Below are 17085 nucleotides of genomic sequence, written 5' to 3'. Positions count from 1 at the left end.
AACTACTTCTATTCCTTCAGCATGAAACATAGAATACTAATAATCAATTACCAAAAAGGGGGCGAAAACATGGACAACCTATTCCAATATGTCCTGCACTACGTATTATTAACAATTATGATAGTCGGGGCGCTATTACTATTCCCTTTCTTCCCAAAATTCGTCCTCTTTTTAGCTTTTTTTATTATGCTCGGGATCGCTATTATCATTTCAACAAAAGAAGATACCACACAAAAAGAAAGCAGAGTTCAGCGCGTAAAGCTGTGACTCTGCTTTCTTTTTTATTTTCAATCTCAGATTTCCATCATACATACTTATGTCTCGGGAAATAATTAGCCTTTACTTTCGTAATTAATCCTATCGAAAATCTACTAATAACATATATATTTTGCCTCATCATTGCATATGTTTCACAACCTATACAAGATGCGTAACAAAGATTTACCCAAGTTACTGTTTCACGTGAAACACACTTTTTCATTTATCTCTTACAGTAAAATATAGTTATAAAAAAAGAAAGCTAATCCCTTCAGCAAAACTGAAAGGAATTAGCTTTCTACTCTTTACCCCACAATATTATCTAACTCATTATATAACTCCGCTCGTAACAACTCTTTTTTCGTTTTTTCTTCATACAATTGTTCAAGCATTTCAACATCAGCTACATGTTCCATTTTACATTCAAGTGCATATATATCTTCTTCTACACGCATTAACTCGGTTTCAATCCCCTCAATATTCCTAGCTTCTTTCTTTTTTACAGGGACTGTTTCAATACTTTTTCTCCCTTGAGGTTTCTGCCTTATTACTTGCTTCTCAATCCTTTCCTCCCACTTTTGACGAGCCCATGCATAGTTCCCTGCAAACTCAAATAATTTGCGTTCATCAATCCAATACGTCTTTTCAAATAACTTATTTAAAAAATAACGATCATGTGAAACAGCTAAAATCGTTCCATTATATTGCTCAAGAGCTTCCTCTAAAACTTCCCTTGATTCAATATCAAGATGGTTTGTCGGCTCATCTAAAATTAAAAAATTGATGTCTTGATACATAAGTTGCGCCAGTCTTAGCCTCATTTTTTCTCCACCGCTCAGTTGCGTTACATTCTTAAACACAGCTGGACCATAAAATAAAAACTTAGCTAATATATGTCTTGCTTCTCCCTCTGTTACAGCTACATACTCTCTGAAAGCTTCCAATACATTACTCTTCATATTTCCGTACGCATGCTGCGATAAATAACCAATTTTGACACTACTACCCATCCGAATTTCACCAGCATCTGGCTCTATTTCTTCTAATAGTAATTTTAGTAGCGTAGTCTTCCCTGTGCCATTACGACCAACGATAGCCGCACGCTCCTGAAAACGAACATGTAAATTCGCTTGTTCAAATAAAGGTTTGTCAGAAAAACCTTTACTCACTTCTTTCATTACAACAACATCTTTCCCGCTTCTCTCTTGCCCTTCAAACTGAAGTCCCATCTGTTTTCGTTCTAAAATCGGTCTCTTTAACTTCTCCATACGTTCTAACGCACGTTCCATATTTCTCGCTCTCTTATGCAGTCCTTCATTCGGCGGATTCGCTTGATTTGCCCATTCACGTAGACGCTTAATTGCTTCTTTCATTTTCTTTATTTTCTTTTGCTGTTCTTGATAAGCCTGAAACTCATGAAGCAACCTTTCTTCCTTCTCCTCAACAAACTGAGAATAATTCGTATGATACACGTGAATTTCTCCATCTTCTAAATCAAAAACTTTCGTTACAACTTCATCAAGGAAATAGCGATCATGTGAAATAACCATAACCGTTCCGGTGTATTCTTTTAAAAATTGCTCTAACCATTCGACTGCAAATAAATCCAAATGATTTGTCGGTTCATCTAATAGAAGTAAATCTGGTTTCTGCAATAGCATATACGCAAGGCTTACCTTCGTCTGTTCTCCTCCACTTAATTCTAGAAATGATCGGAGGAATAGTTCCGTCACTTGTAGACCATTTGCTACCTTCATAATATTTGCCTCTATTTCATAACCACCAAGAAACGTAAATTTTTCTTGAATTACACCGTACCTCTCCATCAGTTTTTGCAAAGCAGACGCTTCCCGTTCCTCCGTCATATTTTTTTCTAAAACACGCATTTCTTTTTCTAATTCCTTTTCTACTTTAAAGGCGGAACCCAATACATCGTATACAGTCATGCCCTCATCAAACTTTGGAATTTGTGCGACATGACCAATACGTGTACCTTTCTTCATATGAACGGCTCCTGCATCCACATTCTCCATTCCTGTTAGAAGACCAAAGATTGTTGTCTTCCCACTACCGTTACGGCCAACTAAACCAACACGTTCACCATTCTTTATTTCAAGCGATATATTTTCAAATATGATGTTTCCACCAAAAGATTTCGTTACATTATTTACACTACAAATTGTCATTTTCCGTACTCCTTTCAATATAAAAAAACCATGGGAAAGAAACATTCCCCATGATTTTCGACATAGAAAAAGGAAGCCAAATAGCTCCCTTTTCACACGTTTATTAAAAATGGGTGAAGAGATTTCTATCGTTCAATAGCTACTATGCAATTGTTAAAAAAGGGCAGACGTATCCCGTTAACAATTACATCATGAAAAATCGCACGACAAAAATAGATAAAATCTAAAAATTTGGCACGCGCAGCTAAAGAACGTTTCATCTCATTCACCCCTTTCGTACGGAATTTAATACTTACTTCTTTATTATACTTCCCTATTTTATGTTTGAATAGTCATTTTTCTGAAAATAATGAAGATAGACTAAACATTTCAATAAGTGACATCAAATCTTACAAAACTGTTATGTTCACGTAATGGAAAGCGATAGTACGAAAAGATGCCTCCCTATACAATAAAGATGTAAACAAGAGAGACAAACAAAAGGAGGAAACAATCATGATGAAAGAAATCGTAAAAGCAATCTTTGAGGTATTAGTGAACGGACAAGCAGTTGTAAAAGAACTAAAGGAACTATAAAAAGGAGTGAAGAAATATGATGAACATGGTGAAAATGATCTTACATGCTTTAGTCGATGCAAAGGCAGTTAGCCAAGAATTAAACCAACAATAAAAAGGGGTATATGAATATGAAGAAAGCCATTATTATAATCACAAGTACAGCAATCGCCTTATACACAATAAAAAATAGAAAAACGAAACATAGTGAAAATACTCTATATTATCCATACACATTATTAAAGAAAAAATAAAAGACAAGATACCCTATCGTAATGAGGATATCTTGTCTTTTATTTTTCCCTATTCACTTTAAAGGATTTCCTCCTCCTTTCCCCGAATGTATTAAGCGGGATTTTTACACATATTTTAAAGGGGTATATACAAATGGATACACAACAACTATATTTTTTAAACGATATCGGTAAACAAAAACCAGAAAGCATTCGGAACAGAAGCGCTGCATGTCCATTTTGCGATAGAGAAAATTTAACGGATATTTTAGAAACTGAGGGCTCAATTATTTGGTTGAAAAATAAATTCCCTACATTAAAAGATACATTTCAAACCGTTTTAATCGAAACGGATAATTGTGAAGATCATATCGCAACATATACAGAAGAGCATATGCGAAAACTAATTCATTTCTCTATTCAACATTGGTTAAAGTTACAGGAAAACGAAGACTTTTCATCTGTAATTTTATACAAAAATCATGGTCCATTTTCAGGCGGAAGTTTGCATCATGCACACATGCAAATTATCGGAATGAAACATGTAGACTATCTCGAGAATATTGAAGAGGAAAATTTCCAAGGGATAATTGTTCAAAAAAATGAACGTATTGAACTCAATATTTCAGAGCTTCCTATTATCGGTTTTACTGAATTCAATATAATCATTGATGATATTGCATGTATAGATGAAATGGCAAATTACATTCAGCAAACTGTACGATACATACTGACAGATTTCCATAAAGGGTGTAGCAGTTATAACTTATTCTTCTATCACTTAAACGGAAAAATTATTTGTAAAGTTGTTCCTAGGTTTGTCGTTTCACCGTTGTATGTAGGATATAAAATACCACAAGTTTCTACAAAACTAGAAGAAGTGAACATACAACTAGCGCAGTACTTCACAAGGCAGGAAGACAAAAATATCCATAAAAAAATAGAGTAGGTATCGAAAACCTACTCTTTTAGTACACCTTTATTTCGATAGTATACGTTCTCTAATCCAACGTTATACTTCATATTGTTATCCGTCCACTCTGGCCCTAAATTCCCTGGCCATCCTGATGTATTCGCTACATATTTCAATAATGCAAAATCAGTCAAGCCTCTTTGCACCCCGCGCTTATATCCCTTCACCAAATGCGGCATTGCAATTTGTGCATTTGTACGTGGGTCTTTCAACTCTTCATCAGTTAAATGATCTGGCGCAAGTCCACCACCACGGTGCAATTGAAACAATCCGAATGAAGTTCCGTTGTCTCCAATACTTCTTGGATTCAATCGACTTTCATGTTCGGCAATTGTAAGAGGTATCCATTCTGGAAGATTTACTTTCTTTGCTTCCTCTATAATAATTTGTTTCATCTGTTTTGCTTCTTCTGAATCAACATAGCTTGTCTCTTTCACTAGCTTATCCATTCCTTCAGACTTTCCTTGGAAATATAAATACACCCCAAGAACGACTAAAAATCCTACAAAGAATTTCTTCACTACCTCTACCTCTTTCTCCGCTGAAATTTGTCCCCTTTCAGCCTTCCCTTTACAATTACCTATGTTCTATCATTCTCTTACTCTTTTATCATAGCAAATAACTATACATATTATCATCATGCTTTAGGCCTATTTTGTGAAAAAACATTTGGTAAATACGTGCAAAAATGTAACTTTCATAGACTATAACTTATTTTTTGTATATAATTGTAAATTGAATTCTAAATATAAACTAGGAGAATAATAATATGAAAAAATGGCTATTACTCTTATTCAGTTTACTACTATTAATTCCTGTCCCTATTTCCGCACAAAAAACCGAAAAGTCGAAAGTCCTTATTTTATACAGTTCAAATGATGATCAAATTACAAGTGATATCCAAATACTTAATACACAAGTAGGACATTTCACTAATGATATAACAATTAAAAATATAAAACAGTTATCTGAAGTAACTGATAAATCTTCGTATACACACGTTATTTACATGGGTGAAAAACAAGAAGAACTTTCTACTGAAGCAAAAGAATTTCTAGAAAGCTTCCCCGGACCACTACTAGTTTTAGGTCAAAACATAGAACAGTTATCTAATCGTTTTTCGTTCATCACACTTAAAAACGAAGATATAAACTCTGATAAAATTGAATATCCAACACGTAAGCTAAAGAATACATTAGAGGAAGAGAGATCAATTAAACAACTTGATACAAATGGAACAATTCTTGCCCATGCCTTAAGAGACAATAATACTTATCCATTAATTGTACAGCAAAACAATTCGTATTACGTTGCAACTTCCAACCTCTTTGATTGGATATCTTATTATATTGGCGAAAGCTTATTTTCTTATTTTCAACAAAAACCTGAAACTAATAAAAAATTAGCCTATTTACGCCTCGAGGATGTTCACCCAGCTGCAGATATAAATCAATTACAGGATATTGCCGACTTATTAAAGAAGAAAAAGATTCCTTACATGATAACTGTTATTCCTGTATATACAGATCCAGATACAGGTGAAACACTACATTTAAAAGATAAACCCGAACTAGTCGATCTTTTACGCTCTATGCAAGATGATGGTGCAGCAATTATTATGCATGGTTATACTCACCAATTTTATGACAGTGAAACTGGTGAAGGGTTTGAATTTTGGGACGTAAAAACTGATCAACCCATTCGTCAACCGAAGCATGAAAAGCCAAAAACAAAAGATAATTTCCCAAATATAGAGGCATATAACCAATATGTAAAAAAAGGTGAAGCATTTGAAGAAAAATATACGACAGATCATATTGAAAAAGGTATCCAAGAACTTGTAGATGCTAAACTATATCCTGTCGCATTTGAAGCACCTCATTACACAATGTCTCAAAAAGGTTATGAAATCTTATCAAAGTACTTTTCAACTTATGTAGGTCAACTGCAGTTAAGTGATACAACTTGGAAATCCATGCACTCTCCAGCGTATAGAAGTACACCATCATTTCTACATGGAATGAAATTAATGCCTGAAACAGTTGGATTTATTGAAGAAGATAAACCACGAGCTATTGCCCAAATGAAAGAGCGTGCTTTATCTGTTGCTAAATTATCCGATGGAATTATTGGTGCATTCTATCATCCTTACTTAGGTGTGAAACCATTAAAAGAAGTATTAAAAGATCTAGAGAGTATTCCAAACATAGAGTGGATTGATTTACAAAAAGAAACGAATGAAGTAAAAATGAAAGATATTCATATTACTACTAATAAAGACGGTATCCACGTTGAAAAATCAACTAGTGCAAATGACGTAATTGATTATATAAAACAATATGGATTCTTCCTTATACTTGGGTTCGTTATCATTGTCTTTCTATTATTATTAAGACGTGCGAAAAAATTAGAATCCTAATAAAAAACACTAAGCGAGCTGCTTGGTGTTTTTTAGGATTCAGTCAATCGATAAAAGCGAACTGTATTCTTATATATTTGTTCTGCAACTTTCTCTACTGGAATTTTTTTTATTACACTAACTTCTTCTAATACATCTTTAATCATACAAGGGTGTGTTATAGTATTCTCTTGAAATTCCCACGGTCCATCCGTTTCTACCATCATATATTCCAGTGGATAATACGAAACGATCTTTCTAATTTTCTCCTTATGTAAAACATCTGGTGTGATAGAAATATAATAACCATTCCTCACCATCCGTCCCATTGTCGCTTCATTTCCTTTAAACCAATGGAAGTGTGCACGTGAAATTTTATATTCTTCAAGTAAATCACATACAATATCGGCATCTTCATAAACTGCGTGTAATACAATGGGCAAATCATATTCACTAGCTAGTTCTATAAATCGTCTCAATATCGCCACGTATGAATCTATAGTAACCCCTTCATCTTCTTTCGTTAAATAATACGGCAAGCCCACTTCACCAATCGCAATGATTTCCTCAGCATGAGCTTCAATTAATTTGAATATGCGCTCACATTCTTCTTTATGAATCGATTGCTCCGGATGAAATCCTATTGCTGGGTGTATGAAAGGGAATTTCTTTCCTAAAGATAAAGTTTCCTTACATGATTGATAATTCATAGATACCGCAATAAGCCCCTTTACCTCTTTACTATTTTCCAAATCTTTAAGTAATCTACTTTTCTCTTCATCCTTATATTGATCAACATGTATATGGCTATCAATCCACTTCATCTTTATTCCTCCATAAAAAAAACAAGAAAGGAACTCCCTTCTTGTTTTATCATCTATATTATTTAACAATTAAGTTTGTTATGATATCAAATAATCCAATACATACTACAGCAACAGTAAAGTAGCTACAGAAATCTTTAATTGGAAACCTCACTACTTCTTCTTTACGCATCCCATTTTTCTCCCTTCTTACTAAATCCCTAACTATTTTCATCTATTTGTATCTATTATGCAAAAAATATGACAAATTTACTATCGAATTAACTTACGTAAACCTTACAATGTTGTAAGGTTTATAAAAAGAGCCCCATCTACATACAGATGAGGGTTATTAAAAAGTAGTTGGTTTTTCATTCTTCCTTACATTACAAACAGAAAGTAATACATTAGACTTTCTATTTATACTATATTAAATTTACTATCTTTTAACTATCGAATTACATTACAGAAGGCTTACATGTTTGTAAGCTATGCGTAATGTAATTCGATAGTTTTCCATATCTATATTTCGTACAATACAGTTAGAAAGTAAGCCAAATAAGAAGAACGCTCACATAACCAAATTACATTGCTAGTAGCTACTCTTCTTATACCTTTCACTCATGCTACTACAATGTACCCCCTTCCCCTTTATATAATAAAAAAAGCCTTAGCCCATATGGACTAAGGCTTTTTTACGAACCTCGAAATACCCCTACCTAGTATTTTGATTTTCGACAAAAAATAGGCAGGGGTATATTTCGCTATCTCATCGCTAAAAGTTTACTCTTCGCATTAATAGGAATATTTACAGCTTCAATTTCTTCAATTGACTCGCCGTATCGTCCTTTTGCGTACACTTTTAATGCTTCATCTCTCTTTAACATATGCTTAACAGTCTTCTTTATTTTTTGTTCTCTTCCACGTTCGTCAAATGCAATAAATTCATATTCATACCACTCATCACCAACATGCTGACCAATTGTATTCACAACCGTATAGTATTCTTTCGTCTTATAAAGCGGATTATATTTATCAATAACTGGTCCAAGTTTCGTAGGCAGTAACATTACTACTATCACTAGCATCGCTATTATAGTAGTGATCATTTTTTTCTTCACAATAAACATTCCTCCTCTGCAGGATATATATACATCCATTTTAAGAAGAAGCAATAAAATCTACTATTGAATCTCATTACATTACACTTACATTTTTGTAAGAATAAAAAAAGGTGAACGATTTTACTCGTTCACCTTTTAGCTCGCTTTAAAGCCCCCACCAAGCACATCACGCACATCATGAATAACAACGAAAGCATCTTCATCTACTCGGCTAATAACTTGCTTTAACTTAACAAGCTCTTGTTTATTAATAACAACATATAAAACTTCTTTATTTTTTCCAGTATATCCGCCGCGTCCTTCTAATACAGTGACACCGCGTGTCATGTTTTTGGTAATAGCCTCACGTATTAAATCTGGTTGATTTGAAATGATTGTAACAGCCGTTTTTGTATCCATTCCTTCTACAATGAAATCAATCACTTTCGCACCGATGAATACTGCAACAAGTGTGTACATCGCTTTTTCTTGTCCTATTATAAATACAGAACCAGCAATTACAACGATATCAATAATAAGTACGCCTTTACCAACGCTCCACCCTAAATATTGATTTGCTAACTGTGCTAAAATTGCCGATCCTCCTGATGTACCTCCAGCTTTGAACATACAGCCTAATCCGATACCTACAAACAAACCAGCAAATAAAGCTGCTAATAGCGTATCACTATTTACATGATACTCAATATGTTCTGTAACATATAAAAACAAGGATGTTTCTACAATCCCTAAAATCGTATAAACCATCGTTTTTTTATCAAAAAACTTATAACCAATAGCTAGTAAAACTGCATTTATAGCAAAGTTCACAATCCCTGGTGACCAATCAAATAAGTAGTACGTAACAACCGTTAAACCAATAATTCCACCTTCCGATAAACGGTTTGGAATTGCAAAGTAATTAATACCAATTGCGAATAATAATGAACCAATTGTAATTAGTGTTATTTCCTTTATACGTTGATTAACCATAATTCATACCCTCCCCCATTTGACATTGTATCACTATCTCCTAGAGGTTTAGAAGTGGTTTTTATTCCGCATTTTACCTCTTAAAGATCGAGATATTATGTTTAAACAAAGGGTTGATTAATTATTCATATTTTCTCTAACTGCACGAACAAATCGCTCCACATTCCCTTTCTGAATATACCTAGCTCTAACCCTTTCATGATTACAAGTAAATTCAAAATATGGACAGAGATCTATGTCATCTATATGCAAATACGGATACTCTTCAAATATTGCAGGGTAGCCCGAAAATTTCCCGTAAAAAAGGAGACGTCTAGTAGTAGCAGCGAAAATCCCATGCCGGTAAGCTACGGTAAAATCATCCTTCTCAAATATCCCTACCACAACAGCTAAAATCTTTTCGTCATCCTCTACATATTTTTTCATACTCGATAAAAGTTCATTCATGCATATTCCTCCAAATTCTATTCATTGTTTTAACACTTGAAAAGAATCCATGGATTATTACAGACCGGTTTAACTCTTTTATAAAGTATGAAACGCGTTTCCTGTCAAAGACATTTCAAAAAATAATCCGTTATGCGATTATACACATAACGGATTAAGACTAAACTGTAGAGCGTTCCACAAGTTCATACGGAATCTCCACCTTTTCTTGTTTATAACTCTCGTTGCTCACTTGCCTATAAAACATTTCAAAAGCGTTTTTGCCTATCTCCTTTAAATTTTGATCAATCGTTGTCAACTGTAACACTTGTGAAATAGGTTGATTATCAAAACCAATAATCGCCAAATCCTCAGGAACTTGAATACCTAACTTTTCAACTTCTGTCATAATCCCAATCGCAACTTCATCTCCTGCTACTATTAACGCTTCTGGGAGGACCTGCATCTCCTTTAACTTATGAGCCGCTCTCACACCATCTTCTAATGTAAAACATTCTGTAAAAATCCACTCTTCATTAACCTCTTCATCTATGGATTGTAATTGATGTTTATAAACATCAAAACGTTTTTGACTACTTGGCCCTAACTTCCTTCCCGTACAATAACCAATTTTTTTATAACCTTTTTCAATAAGATAATTCATTCCTAACTGAAAGGCTGCAGAATGATTTGTATATACACTTGAGATATTTGAAATATCATTATCTTCACAAGCAATTATTGTGCCGTAAGAAGCATACGGTTCTATCGTTTCCCAATCATTCGCACGCGAGCAAATAATAAGGCCGTCCAATTGTTTTGTTTTTAGCATATGTAAACTTTTCATTTCTTCTTTTTTATTGTAATTCGTTTGGCAAAGTAACACCCTGTAATTATGAGCTAACGCCACCTCCATCATTCCACCTACCATCGCATCAAAACACGGATGATTAATGTAAGGTAAAATTACACCAACAATATTCGTCTTCCCTTTGGATAAATGAACAGCGTTTGCGTTTTGTGAGTAATTCAACTTCTCAACTATCTCAATAACCGCTTTCCTTTTTTCTTCACTTACATATGGGTGATCATTTAGCACCCTCGAAACGGTCGTAACTGAAACTCCGGCCATCTTTGCGATATCTTTAATATTAGCCATACACTCACCTCTCCTTTTAACTTAATGAATTCCATGAACATATGTCAAATCTTCTCATCATTACACCTTCATTCGTTTTTCTTACAAAAGTGTAATTTTCCTGTAAGCTAATTCGATAGTGACTCTTCCCAATATCTTATACAATTAAGTCAGAAACAGGGCAACAACTATTCGAAAAGGAGCGGATTAATATGATGAACAAAATGAAGAACAACAAATTTACGAATACAATGGGCATGGTATTGTCCGCTCTTATCGATGCAAAATCTGTTGCTTCTACAAACAAGTAAGGAGAGATTATAATGAACAACATCACTTTTAACAAATTAGATTTTTTAGGACTAGCTAGCGGCTCTCTTCTTCTTACTGCTTTTATTTACGCTGCTACGCTTATATAAACTTTGTGTCCCCTTTCCCCTTTATATATAGAAAAAGACGACCGTCTATGCCCGGTCGTCTTTTTTACTTTTGTTTCGATTGCAAAGTTTCCTTTAGTTCTTCAAATTTTTCGTTTAATTGATCTGTCATCATTTTCATAGCCGTTTTTCGATCTATTTGTTCTCCGGCATCAATTTGAATCGGATCTCCAAAAACTAATTGCGCTTTTTTTCCTTTTATTAATTCTTTTACACTTGATGGACCAATATAAGCTGCCGGCACTAATGGAACGTTAGAACGCAGTGCAATCGTAACAGCCCCCGCTTTTAATGAAACGTCTTCTGTTGATCTCGTTCCACTTGGGAAAATCCCTACTACTTTTCCCTCTTTTAATAAACGCGATGGAATTTTTAATGTGCTCGGCCCTGGATTCGCACGATCTACCGGAAATGCATTTACATTTTTAAAGAACCAGTTTTTGAATTTCCCTTCAAATAATTCTTTTTTGGCCATGTAATGAATTTGGGTTGGATACATCCCAGTTGCTAACATTAAAACGTCCATAAAACTCGTATGTGTACACGCAACAACGTAAGGGCCGCCTTCTGGTAATTTCTCTCTCCCTTGTACTTCTACTTTCCCAGCCATTTTAAATATATATTTCAACGAAAATGTAATTGGTTTATACATTTGTTTCGTTCCTTTCTAAATATCCGAAGTATAATCATTTTCTTACAATGATTATAACACTAAGTTTTAGGAGTTGGTAATAAAAATAAGTATTTATTGTTAAATTTCAATTCTTACAAAAGTGTAATTTTCTTGTAAGCTAATTCGATAGTGACTCTCCCCAATATCTTATACAATTAAGTCAGAAACAGGGCAACCATTTGAAAAGGAGCGGATCGATATGATGAACAAAATGAAGAACAACAAATTTACGAATACAATGGGCATGGTATTGTCCGCTCTTATCGATGCAAAATCTGTTGCTTCTACATTAAACAAGTAAGGAGAATATATTATGCAAAATATCACCTTTAACAAATTAGATTTTTTAGGACTAGCTAGCGGCTCTCTTCTTCTTACTGCTTTTATTTACGCTGCTACGCTTATATAAACTTTGTGTCCCCTTTCCCCTTTATATATAGAAAAAGACGACCGTCTATGCCCGGTCGTCTTTTTAAATTTTTCTTTCTTTTAACTCTTTTAAAAGCTGTATCAGTTCAGCTTGTTGTTTTACCTTCTTACGACCATTTCGATTAATTGCTGCAAGCTCGCACGCAACTCCGACGGCGAAGAAAAACAATAAACTTTCTAACATGTTAAATCCTCCAATTGCCTATTAAACCGCTTGGCGTAATTGCTCTTCTTGTAAAACTTGCTTATTTATATTTTCTTCTTTTCTCTGACAAACGTTATTGCGAATAAGTGCTGCAATAACAAGTAAAGTTCCTACAATATCAAACATTGTTATTTGATACCCTTGTATCATCATAATAATCAAAGTCGTAACGGGTACAAAATTAATAAATAAAATGCCGTTAATCGATGATAAGATTTTCACACCGTAATTCCAAGCGAGTAGCGCTATGATTCCTGGTAATGTCATCATAAATAACAAATCATACTTCACGATAGAAATCGTTCCCATACTTGGGACTGGAACATACCCAAGCACCGTAATCATTACAGTTATAATTCCTGTGACAGTCGTACCAAATACACACGTCAATGTAGAATAGCGTAATGTTGACCAATCGCTACACGTTTGACCACCCATCGTATAAATAACCCAACCTACAACACCAATAAATATAAACGCTAGTGAAAACATGTTATCTTTCAATGTTAAAAAGAAACTCATATCACCTTTCGTAATAACAAACACAGCTCCTACAAAAGCGATAATCATGCTCGTTATCATATATTTTTTCGGTTTTATATGCTTATATCCCCATAAAATACAAATGGAAATCATCGGCATGAGTGCTTCCATAATGGAGGCTACCATTACACCTGATTTTCCCATTAACATTTGACCTAAAAATATGAGTACATTATATACAGTAAACGCCATCGTTCCAAAAAAGACGAGTAACTTTCCCCTTCCTTCTAAACGAAATGCCTGTTTTCCTTCTTTCATTAACAATAATATAATCAGTACTATCGCCACTGCTCCATAACGAATAAGTGAAAAATAAAATGGATCTATGTATTCTAGCGCATGATCAGCAACCGGAAACATCGCTCCCCATGACATACTTGCAATTAAACATGCCAAAGCTCCTATTACTATTTGACCTCTTCTCACCATAATCCCCCGCTTCTTTCTATTTGCACAAAGAGAATTGTAAAAGAAAAAACATATCACGTAAAACGATTCAAAATGATGTTAACTATCATTTATAATGATAGTTAACATCAAGGGGGAGCATACAATGGAATTACGAGACTTACAAATCTTCCAAAGCGTTGCCGATCGCGGTAGTGTAAGCGGCGCAGCAAAGGAATTAAATTATGTACAATCAAATGTAACCGCACGTATTAAACAATTAGAAAACGAGCTAAAAACACCGCTCTTTTACCGTCATAAACGAGGCATGACTTTAACAGCTGAAGGAAGAAAAATGCTCGTTTATGTTAATAAAATTTTGCAAGATGTTGAAGAGCTAAAACAAGTGTTTCTAGATAGTGAAACACCATCTGGTATATTAAAAATCGGTACAGTCGAAACAGTAAGTACATTGCCTACCATTTTGTCTTCTTACTATAAAAGCTATCCAAACGTTGATTTATCATTACAAGCTGGTCTAACCGAAGAACTTATTAGAGAAGTCCTTGACCATCAATTAGATGGCGCCTTTATATCAGGTCCTATTAAGCATCCACTAATTGAACAATACGATGTTAGTACAGAAAAATTAATGCTCGTGACACAAAATAAAGCTTTTCATATAGAAGAATTTACTACGACGCCCTTACTCGTTTTTAATCAAGGGTGTGGATACCGTACCAAACTAGAACGATGGCTTAAAGATGAAGGTTTGCTACCAAAAAGAATTATGGAATTTAACATATTAGAAACAATATTAAATAGTGTAGCACTCGGTCTTGGGATTACACTCGTGCCCCAGTCCGCGGTACAACATCTTTCTACAGCAGGTAAAGTACACTGTCATCCGATTCCCGAGAAATACGGTAGTATTTCAACTGTTTTCATACGCCGCAAAGATAGCTACATGACCAATTCAATGCGTAGCTTTTTAAAAACAATTGAAGAGCACCATCACATCAATATGCTTTAAAAGACATTCTTACACGAATGTCTTTTTTTCTTACAAAAGTGTAAGTCTCCCGTAAGATAATTCGATAGTTGTAGTTCATCATTTTCCCTATAATTAAGACATAAAGCAGGGCAACAACAATTCGAAAAGGAGCGGATACGCATGATGAACAAAATGAAATCAAACAATTTTTTTAACACAATGGGCATGGTGCTATCCGCACTTGTCGATGCAAAAGCAGTTGCAACTACATTAAACAAATAAGGAGAGATTATAATGAACAACATTACTTTCAACAAATCAGACTTTATCGGACTTGCAAGTGGAGCGACTCTTCTTACAGCTTTCATTTACACACTTGCTCAAAGTCTTGTTTAACAATTCGTTTCCCCAAACCCCTTTATATATAGAAAAAGCTGCTCGTCTTATAGACAAGCAGCTTTTTAGTTTGTTTCATATATAATTTGGCCTGTTTTCATAATATCGTATCCGCCAATCGCTTTTAACTCATTATGAAATTCTTCCGATTGCAGAATGTCTTTCATAACTTCAATAAGTTCTTCATTGTCTTTATTCTTCAAAATTACTAAATCATACTGTTCTTTCATTATCGGAATAAAGTCTACATTTACAATTTGCGAAACCTTTTCCGATCCTACCCCAACATCAGCTTTTCCGTTCGCAACTTGCGTGGCAACACCAAGATGACTCGATTCTTCCCATTCATATCCACTAATATGTTCTTTATTTAACTTTTGAATTCGTAATTGTTCATCCACTAGCACCCTAATACCAGAGCCTTTTTCTCGATTTACAAATTTTATAGAGGACCCGAATATGTCAGCCCATGTCTTTATTTTCTTTGGGTTTCCTTTTTGAACATAAAACCCCACATTTCTTGCCAATAAATTGATTATAATACACGGTTGTCCAACTAAAATACGTTTTACGTAAGGAACATTATAAGTACCCGTTTCACCATCAAATAAGTGTAAACTAACTACACTTCCTTCTCCTTGGTACATCTTCACTAAACTTGTTAAACTACCTTGATACGCTCTTAATACATTAGAATTTAGCAATCGATTTTCTATACGTTTTGCCAACATATCTAACGTTAGTTCTTGCCCGCTAATGATGCATGTATTCAAGATACTACTATCGTCATTCTTTACAGAAGTAACTTGTATCTTTCCTGTTTTCATTTGCTTTATATATTGTTCTAAATCCGCTGTATCAATGCGCATCTGTCTACCAACTCTATAAGAAGGAAGTTCTCCTTTTTTAATTAAGTCGTATACAGTTAGTTTTGATACTTTTAATCGCTTCGCTACTTCTTCCGTTGTGTAGGAATGATGATCCATAGACGATTCCTCACTTTCTTCCTTCATTGTAACAAAGAAAAGAATATTTCTCCTATTTTTTAAAAACAACCATATTGTTCAAATTATATTCAATTATAACTAGTTATAATTAGTTATATTTAGTTATAATTAGTTATGTCAAAACGAAAGGGGATTTTTTTATGAACAAATTCACATTACGATCTATTGGGGCACTTATACTTTCTTTCCTTCTTATATTTAGTGCTGCTTGTACAAGCGTGGAAAAGAAGGAGAAGTCAGTTGCTAAAGAGAGAAAAACAGTCGAACTGACTATATCAGCTGCTGCTAGCTTACAAGATGCATTAAAAGAAATTGAAAAACAATATAAAGAGAAAAAGCCTAATATTAAACTTTCTTTTAACTTCGGTGCTTCCGGTGCACTTCAACAACAAATCGAACAAGGTGCGCCTGCTGATTTATTCTTCTCTGCAGCAGAAGATAAATTCCAAACACTTGTTAAAAAAGGATTCATTAATGAAAAAGAAGGAAAAAACCTTCTTGGAAATGAACTAGTTCTAGTCGTCCCAAAAGATAGCTCTCTTACAAAAATTCAAGATTTAAAAGATGAGAAAATCAAAAAAATCGCACTTGGTACACCTGAATCTGTACCCGCTGGGAAATATGCAAAAGCTTCTCTCACACATGAAAATCTTTGGAATGACATTCAAAATAAAATCGTATTTACAAAAGATGTTCGCCAAGTGTTAACATATGTAGAAACAGGTAATGTCGATGCTGGTATTGTATACAAAACAGATGCTCTCATTTCAGACAAAGTAAAAATTGGCGAGACGGCAGCAGCTACTTCTCATGAACCAATCCACTATCCTTTAGGCGTTATAAAAGAATCGAAGCATAAGAAAGAGGCGACTTCATTTTATGAATATTTGCAGTCAAAAGATGCACAATCTATCTTTAAGAAATATGGATTTACAGTCCTATCATAAT

At 34.3% G+C, this 17085-nt stretch carries 22 protein-coding genes; 9 read left to right on the top strand and 13 right to left on the bottom strand.

Annotation, left to right across the window (positions count from 1 at the left end; translation table 11 throughout):
• The first annotated feature begins 69 nt into the window (after window positions 1-69).
• Window positions 70-267 carry a hypothetical protein gene (locus ACUN26_RS25130; protein ID WP_000369250.1) on the top strand — a complete coding sequence of 66 codons (198 nt, stop codon included), beginning with the start codon at window positions 70-72 and terminating at the stop codon, window positions 265-267.
• A 296-nt stretch (window positions 268-563) separates the two neighbouring features.
• Here ACUN26_RS25130 and abc-f read toward each other — a convergent pair whose 3' ends face one another.
• Window positions 564-2444, bottom strand: a complete 1881-nt coding sequence (abc-f, locus tag ACUN26_RS25125) for a ribosomal protection-like ABC-F family protein (protein ID WP_000150880.1) — start codon at window positions 2442-2444, stop codon at window positions 564-566.
• A 125-nt stretch (window positions 2445-2569) separates the two neighbouring features.
• On the bottom strand, window positions 2570-2704 hold the full coding sequence (locus tag ACUN26_RS25120) for an RAxF-45 family protein (RefSeq protein WP_000830640.1): 135 nt from the start codon (window positions 2702-2704) through the stop codon (window positions 2570-2572).
• 420 nt (window positions 2705-3124) lie between these two features.
• Here ACUN26_RS25120 and ACUN26_RS25115 point away from each other — a divergent pair, with 420 nt between their 5' ends.
• Entirely contained in the window at window positions 3125-3253 is a 129-nt protein-coding gene (locus tag ACUN26_RS25115; protein ID WP_002037821.1) for a hypothetical protein, read from the top strand.
• A 133-nt stretch (window positions 3254-3386) separates the two neighbouring features.
• The gene (locus ACUN26_RS25110) at window positions 3387-4181 is read left to right on the top strand and encodes a DUF4931 domain-containing protein (protein WP_002037820.1); all 795 of its coding nucleotides are present in this window, start codon (window positions 3387-3389) and stop codon (window positions 4179-4181) included.
• A gap of 11 nt (window positions 4182-4192) precedes the next feature.
• Here ACUN26_RS25110 and ACUN26_RS25105 read toward each other — a convergent pair whose 3' ends face one another.
• Window positions 4193-4726, bottom strand: coding sequence for a transglycosylase SLT domain-containing protein (locus ACUN26_RS25105; RefSeq protein ID WP_000713241.1), 534 nt, complete (start codon window positions 4724-4726; stop codon window positions 4193-4195).
• Window positions 4727-4974: 248 nt separating this feature from the next.
• Here ACUN26_RS25105 and ACUN26_RS25100 point away from each other — a divergent pair, with 248 nt between their 5' ends.
• Window positions 4975-6624 carry a DUF2334 domain-containing protein gene (locus ACUN26_RS25100; RefSeq protein WP_000759032.1) on the top strand — a complete coding sequence of 550 codons (1650 nt, stop codon included), beginning with the start codon at window positions 4975-4977 and terminating at the stop codon, window positions 6622-6624.
• Between the two features lie 32 nt (window positions 6625-6656).
• On the opposite strand, the gene ACUN26_RS25095 is transcribed toward ACUN26_RS25100, so the two are convergent.
• The 6 genes from ACUN26_RS25095 to ACUN26_RS25070 all read right to left on the bottom strand — a co-directional run bounded on the left by ACUN26_RS25095 (window position 6657) and on the right by ACUN26_RS25070 (window position 11087).
• Window positions 6657-7427 (bottom strand): TatD family hydrolase, encoded by a 771-nt coding sequence (locus ACUN26_RS25095; RefSeq protein ID WP_000871077.1) that lies wholly within the window; start codon window positions 7425-7427, stop codon window positions 6657-6659.
• Window positions 7428-7485: 58 nt separating this feature from the next.
• Complete coding sequence (locus tag ACUN26_RS25090; RefSeq protein WP_002037818.1) at window positions 7486-7641, bottom strand: hypothetical protein; 156 nt, start codon at window positions 7639-7641, stop codon at window positions 7486-7488.
• A 529-nt stretch (window positions 7642-8170) separates the two neighbouring features.
• Window positions 8171-8527, bottom strand: coding sequence for a YxeA family protein (locus tag ACUN26_RS25085; protein ID WP_000728436.1), 357 nt, complete (start codon window positions 8525-8527; stop codon window positions 8171-8173).
• Window positions 8528-8665: 138 nt separating this feature from the next.
• Window positions 8666-9502, bottom strand: a complete 837-nt coding sequence (locus ACUN26_RS25080) for a YitT family protein (protein WP_000248049.1) — start codon at window positions 9500-9502, stop codon at window positions 8666-8668.
• 117 nt (window positions 9503-9619) lie between these two features.
• Complete coding sequence (locus ACUN26_RS25075; RefSeq protein ID WP_001004254.1) at window positions 9620-9949, bottom strand: PH domain-containing protein; 330 nt, start codon at window positions 9947-9949, stop codon at window positions 9620-9622.
• Window positions 9950-10109: 160 nt separating this feature from the next.
• Window positions 10110-11087, bottom strand: a complete 978-nt coding sequence (locus ACUN26_RS25070; protein WP_001273894.1) for a LacI family DNA-binding transcriptional regulator — start codon at window positions 11085-11087, stop codon at window positions 10110-10112.
• A gap of 302 nt (window positions 11088-11389) precedes the next feature.
• Here ACUN26_RS25070 and ACUN26_RS25065 point away from each other — a divergent pair, with 302 nt between their 5' ends.
• The gene (locus ACUN26_RS25065; RefSeq protein WP_001060006.1) at window positions 11390-11485 is read left to right on the top strand and encodes a DUF3948 family protein; all 96 of its coding nucleotides are present in this window, start codon (window positions 11390-11392) and stop codon (window positions 11483-11485) included.
• 64 nt (window positions 11486-11549) lie between these two features.
• Here the strand turns inward: ACUN26_RS25065 and ACUN26_RS25060 are convergent, their stop codons facing one another.
• Window positions 11550-12155, bottom strand: coding sequence for a lysophospholipid acyltransferase family protein (locus ACUN26_RS25060; protein ID WP_000277795.1), 606 nt, complete (start codon window positions 12153-12155; stop codon window positions 11550-11552).
• Window positions 12156-12489: 334 nt separating this feature from the next.
• On the opposite strand from ACUN26_RS25060, the gene ACUN26_RS25055 reads away from it, so the two are divergent.
• A complete protein-coding gene (locus tag ACUN26_RS25055) occupies window positions 12490-12585 on the top strand; it encodes a DUF3948 family protein (protein WP_001179702.1) in 96 nt (31 codons plus the stop codon).
• Window positions 12586-12648: 63 nt separating this feature from the next.
• Here ACUN26_RS25055 and ACUN26_RS25050 read toward each other — a convergent pair whose 3' ends face one another.
• Together ACUN26_RS25050 and ACUN26_RS25045 are read right to left on the bottom strand one after the other, a co-directional pair.
• Window positions 12649-12789 (bottom strand): YrzO family protein, encoded by a 141-nt coding sequence (locus ACUN26_RS25050; protein WP_000894071.1) that lies wholly within the window; start codon window positions 12787-12789, stop codon window positions 12649-12651.
• Window positions 12790-12810: 21 nt separating this feature from the next.
• On the bottom strand, window positions 12811-13779 hold the full coding sequence (locus ACUN26_RS25045; RefSeq protein ID WP_001252495.1) for a DMT family transporter: 969 nt from the start codon (window positions 13777-13779) through the stop codon (window positions 12811-12813).
• Window positions 13780-13906: 127 nt separating this feature from the next.
• Here ACUN26_RS25045 and ACUN26_RS25040 point away from each other — a divergent pair, with 127 nt between their 5' ends.
• Complete coding sequence (locus ACUN26_RS25040; protein WP_000423064.1) at window positions 13907-14773, top strand: LysR family transcriptional regulator; 867 nt, start codon at window positions 13907-13909, stop codon at window positions 14771-14773.
• Window positions 14774-15028: 255 nt separating this feature from the next.
• Window positions 15029-15130: a DUF3948 family protein gene (locus ACUN26_RS25035; protein ID WP_001060020.1), complete on the top strand. Its 102-nt coding sequence runs from the start codon at window positions 15029-15031 to the stop codon at window positions 15128-15130.
• A gap of 65 nt (window positions 15131-15195) precedes the next feature.
• On the opposite strand, the gene ACUN26_RS25030 is transcribed toward ACUN26_RS25035, so the two are convergent.
• Window positions 15196-16143, bottom strand: coding sequence for a helix-turn-helix transcriptional regulator (locus ACUN26_RS25030; protein ID WP_000657122.1), 948 nt, complete (start codon window positions 16141-16143; stop codon window positions 15196-15198).
• A 134-nt stretch (window positions 16144-16277) separates the two neighbouring features.
• Between ACUN26_RS25030 and modA the strand changes: the two genes are divergently transcribed.
• The gene (gene modA, locus ACUN26_RS25025) at window positions 16278-17084 is read left to right on the top strand and encodes a molybdate ABC transporter substrate-binding protein (protein WP_001032238.1); all 807 of its coding nucleotides are present in this window, start codon (window positions 16278-16280) and stop codon (window positions 17082-17084) included.
• The last annotated feature ends 1 nt before the right edge of the window (window position 17085 follow it).

The organism is Bacillus sp. WC2503, assembly GCF_052682895.1.
The sequence above is the reverse complement of the archived record's forward strand: the minus strand, read 5'-3'. Positions and strand labels throughout refer to the sequence as shown.

Bases quoted from the DNA above. Each gene is read 5' to 3' on its own strand.
- ACUN26_RS25095 (WP_000871077.1), bottom strand. From the start codon at position 7,427: ATGAAGTGGATTGATAGCCATATACATGTTGATCAATATAAGGATGAA.
- abc-f (WP_000150880.1), bottom strand. From the start codon at position 2,444: ATGACAATTTGTAGTGTAAATAATGTAACGAAATCTTTTGGTGGAAAC.
- ACUN26_RS25030 (WP_000657122.1), bottom strand. From the start codon at position 16,143: ATGAAGGAAGAAAGTGAGGAATCGTCTATGGATCATCATTCCTACACA.
- ACUN26_RS25065 (WP_001060006.1), top strand. From the start codon at position 11,390: ATGAACAACATCACTTTTAACAAATTAGATTTTTTAGGACTAGCTAGC.
- ACUN26_RS25050 (WP_000894071.1), bottom strand. From the start codon at position 12,789: ATGTTAGAAAGTTTATTGTTTTTCTTCGCCGTCGGAGTTGCGTGCGAG.
- ACUN26_RS25115 (WP_002037821.1), top strand. From the start codon at position 3,125: ATGAATATGAAGAAAGCCATTATTATAATCACAAGTACAGCAATCGCC.
- ACUN26_RS25035 (WP_001060020.1), top strand. From the start codon at position 15,029: ATGAACAACATTACTTTCAACAAATCAGACTTTATCGGACTTGCAAGT.
- ACUN26_RS25060 (WP_000277795.1), bottom strand. From the start codon at position 12,155: ATGTATAAACCAATTACATTTTCGTTGAAATATATATTTAAAATGGCT.
- ACUN26_RS25055 (WP_001179702.1), top strand. From the start codon at position 12,490: ATGCAAAATATCACCTTTAACAAATTAGATTTTTTAGGACTAGCTAGC.
- ACUN26_RS25110 (WP_002037820.1), top strand. From the start codon at position 3,387: ATGGATACACAACAACTATATTTTTTAAACGATATCGGTAAACAAAAA.
- ACUN26_RS25120 (WP_000830640.1), bottom strand. From the start codon at position 2,704: ATGAAACGTTCTTTAGCTGCGCGTGCCAAATTTTTAGATTTTATCTAT.
- ACUN26_RS25075 (WP_001004254.1), bottom strand. From the start codon at position 9,949: ATGAATGAACTTTTATCGAGTATGAAAAAATATGTAGAGGATGACGAA.
- ACUN26_RS25070 (WP_001273894.1), bottom strand. From the start codon at position 11,087: ATGGCTAATATTAAAGATATCGCAAAGATGGCCGGAGTTTCAGTTACG.
- ACUN26_RS25040 (WP_000423064.1), top strand. From the start codon at position 13,907: ATGGAATTACGAGACTTACAAATCTTCCAAAGCGTTGCCGATCGCGGT.
- ACUN26_RS25130 (WP_000369250.1), top strand. From the start codon at position 70: ATGGACAACCTATTCCAATATGTCCTGCACTACGTATTATTAACAATT.
- modA (WP_001032238.1), top strand. From the start codon at position 16,278: ATGAACAAATTCACATTACGATCTATTGGGGCACTTATACTTTCTTTC.
- ACUN26_RS25100 (WP_000759032.1), top strand. From the start codon at position 4,975: ATGAAAAAATGGCTATTACTCTTATTCAGTTTACTACTATTAATTCCT.
- ACUN26_RS25080 (WP_000248049.1), bottom strand. From the start codon at position 9,502: ATGGTTAATCAACGTATAAAGGAAATAACACTAATTACAATTGGTTCA.
- ACUN26_RS25090 (WP_002037818.1), bottom strand. From the start codon at position 7,641: ATGAAAATAGTTAGGGATTTAGTAAGAAGGGAGAAAAATGGGATGCGT.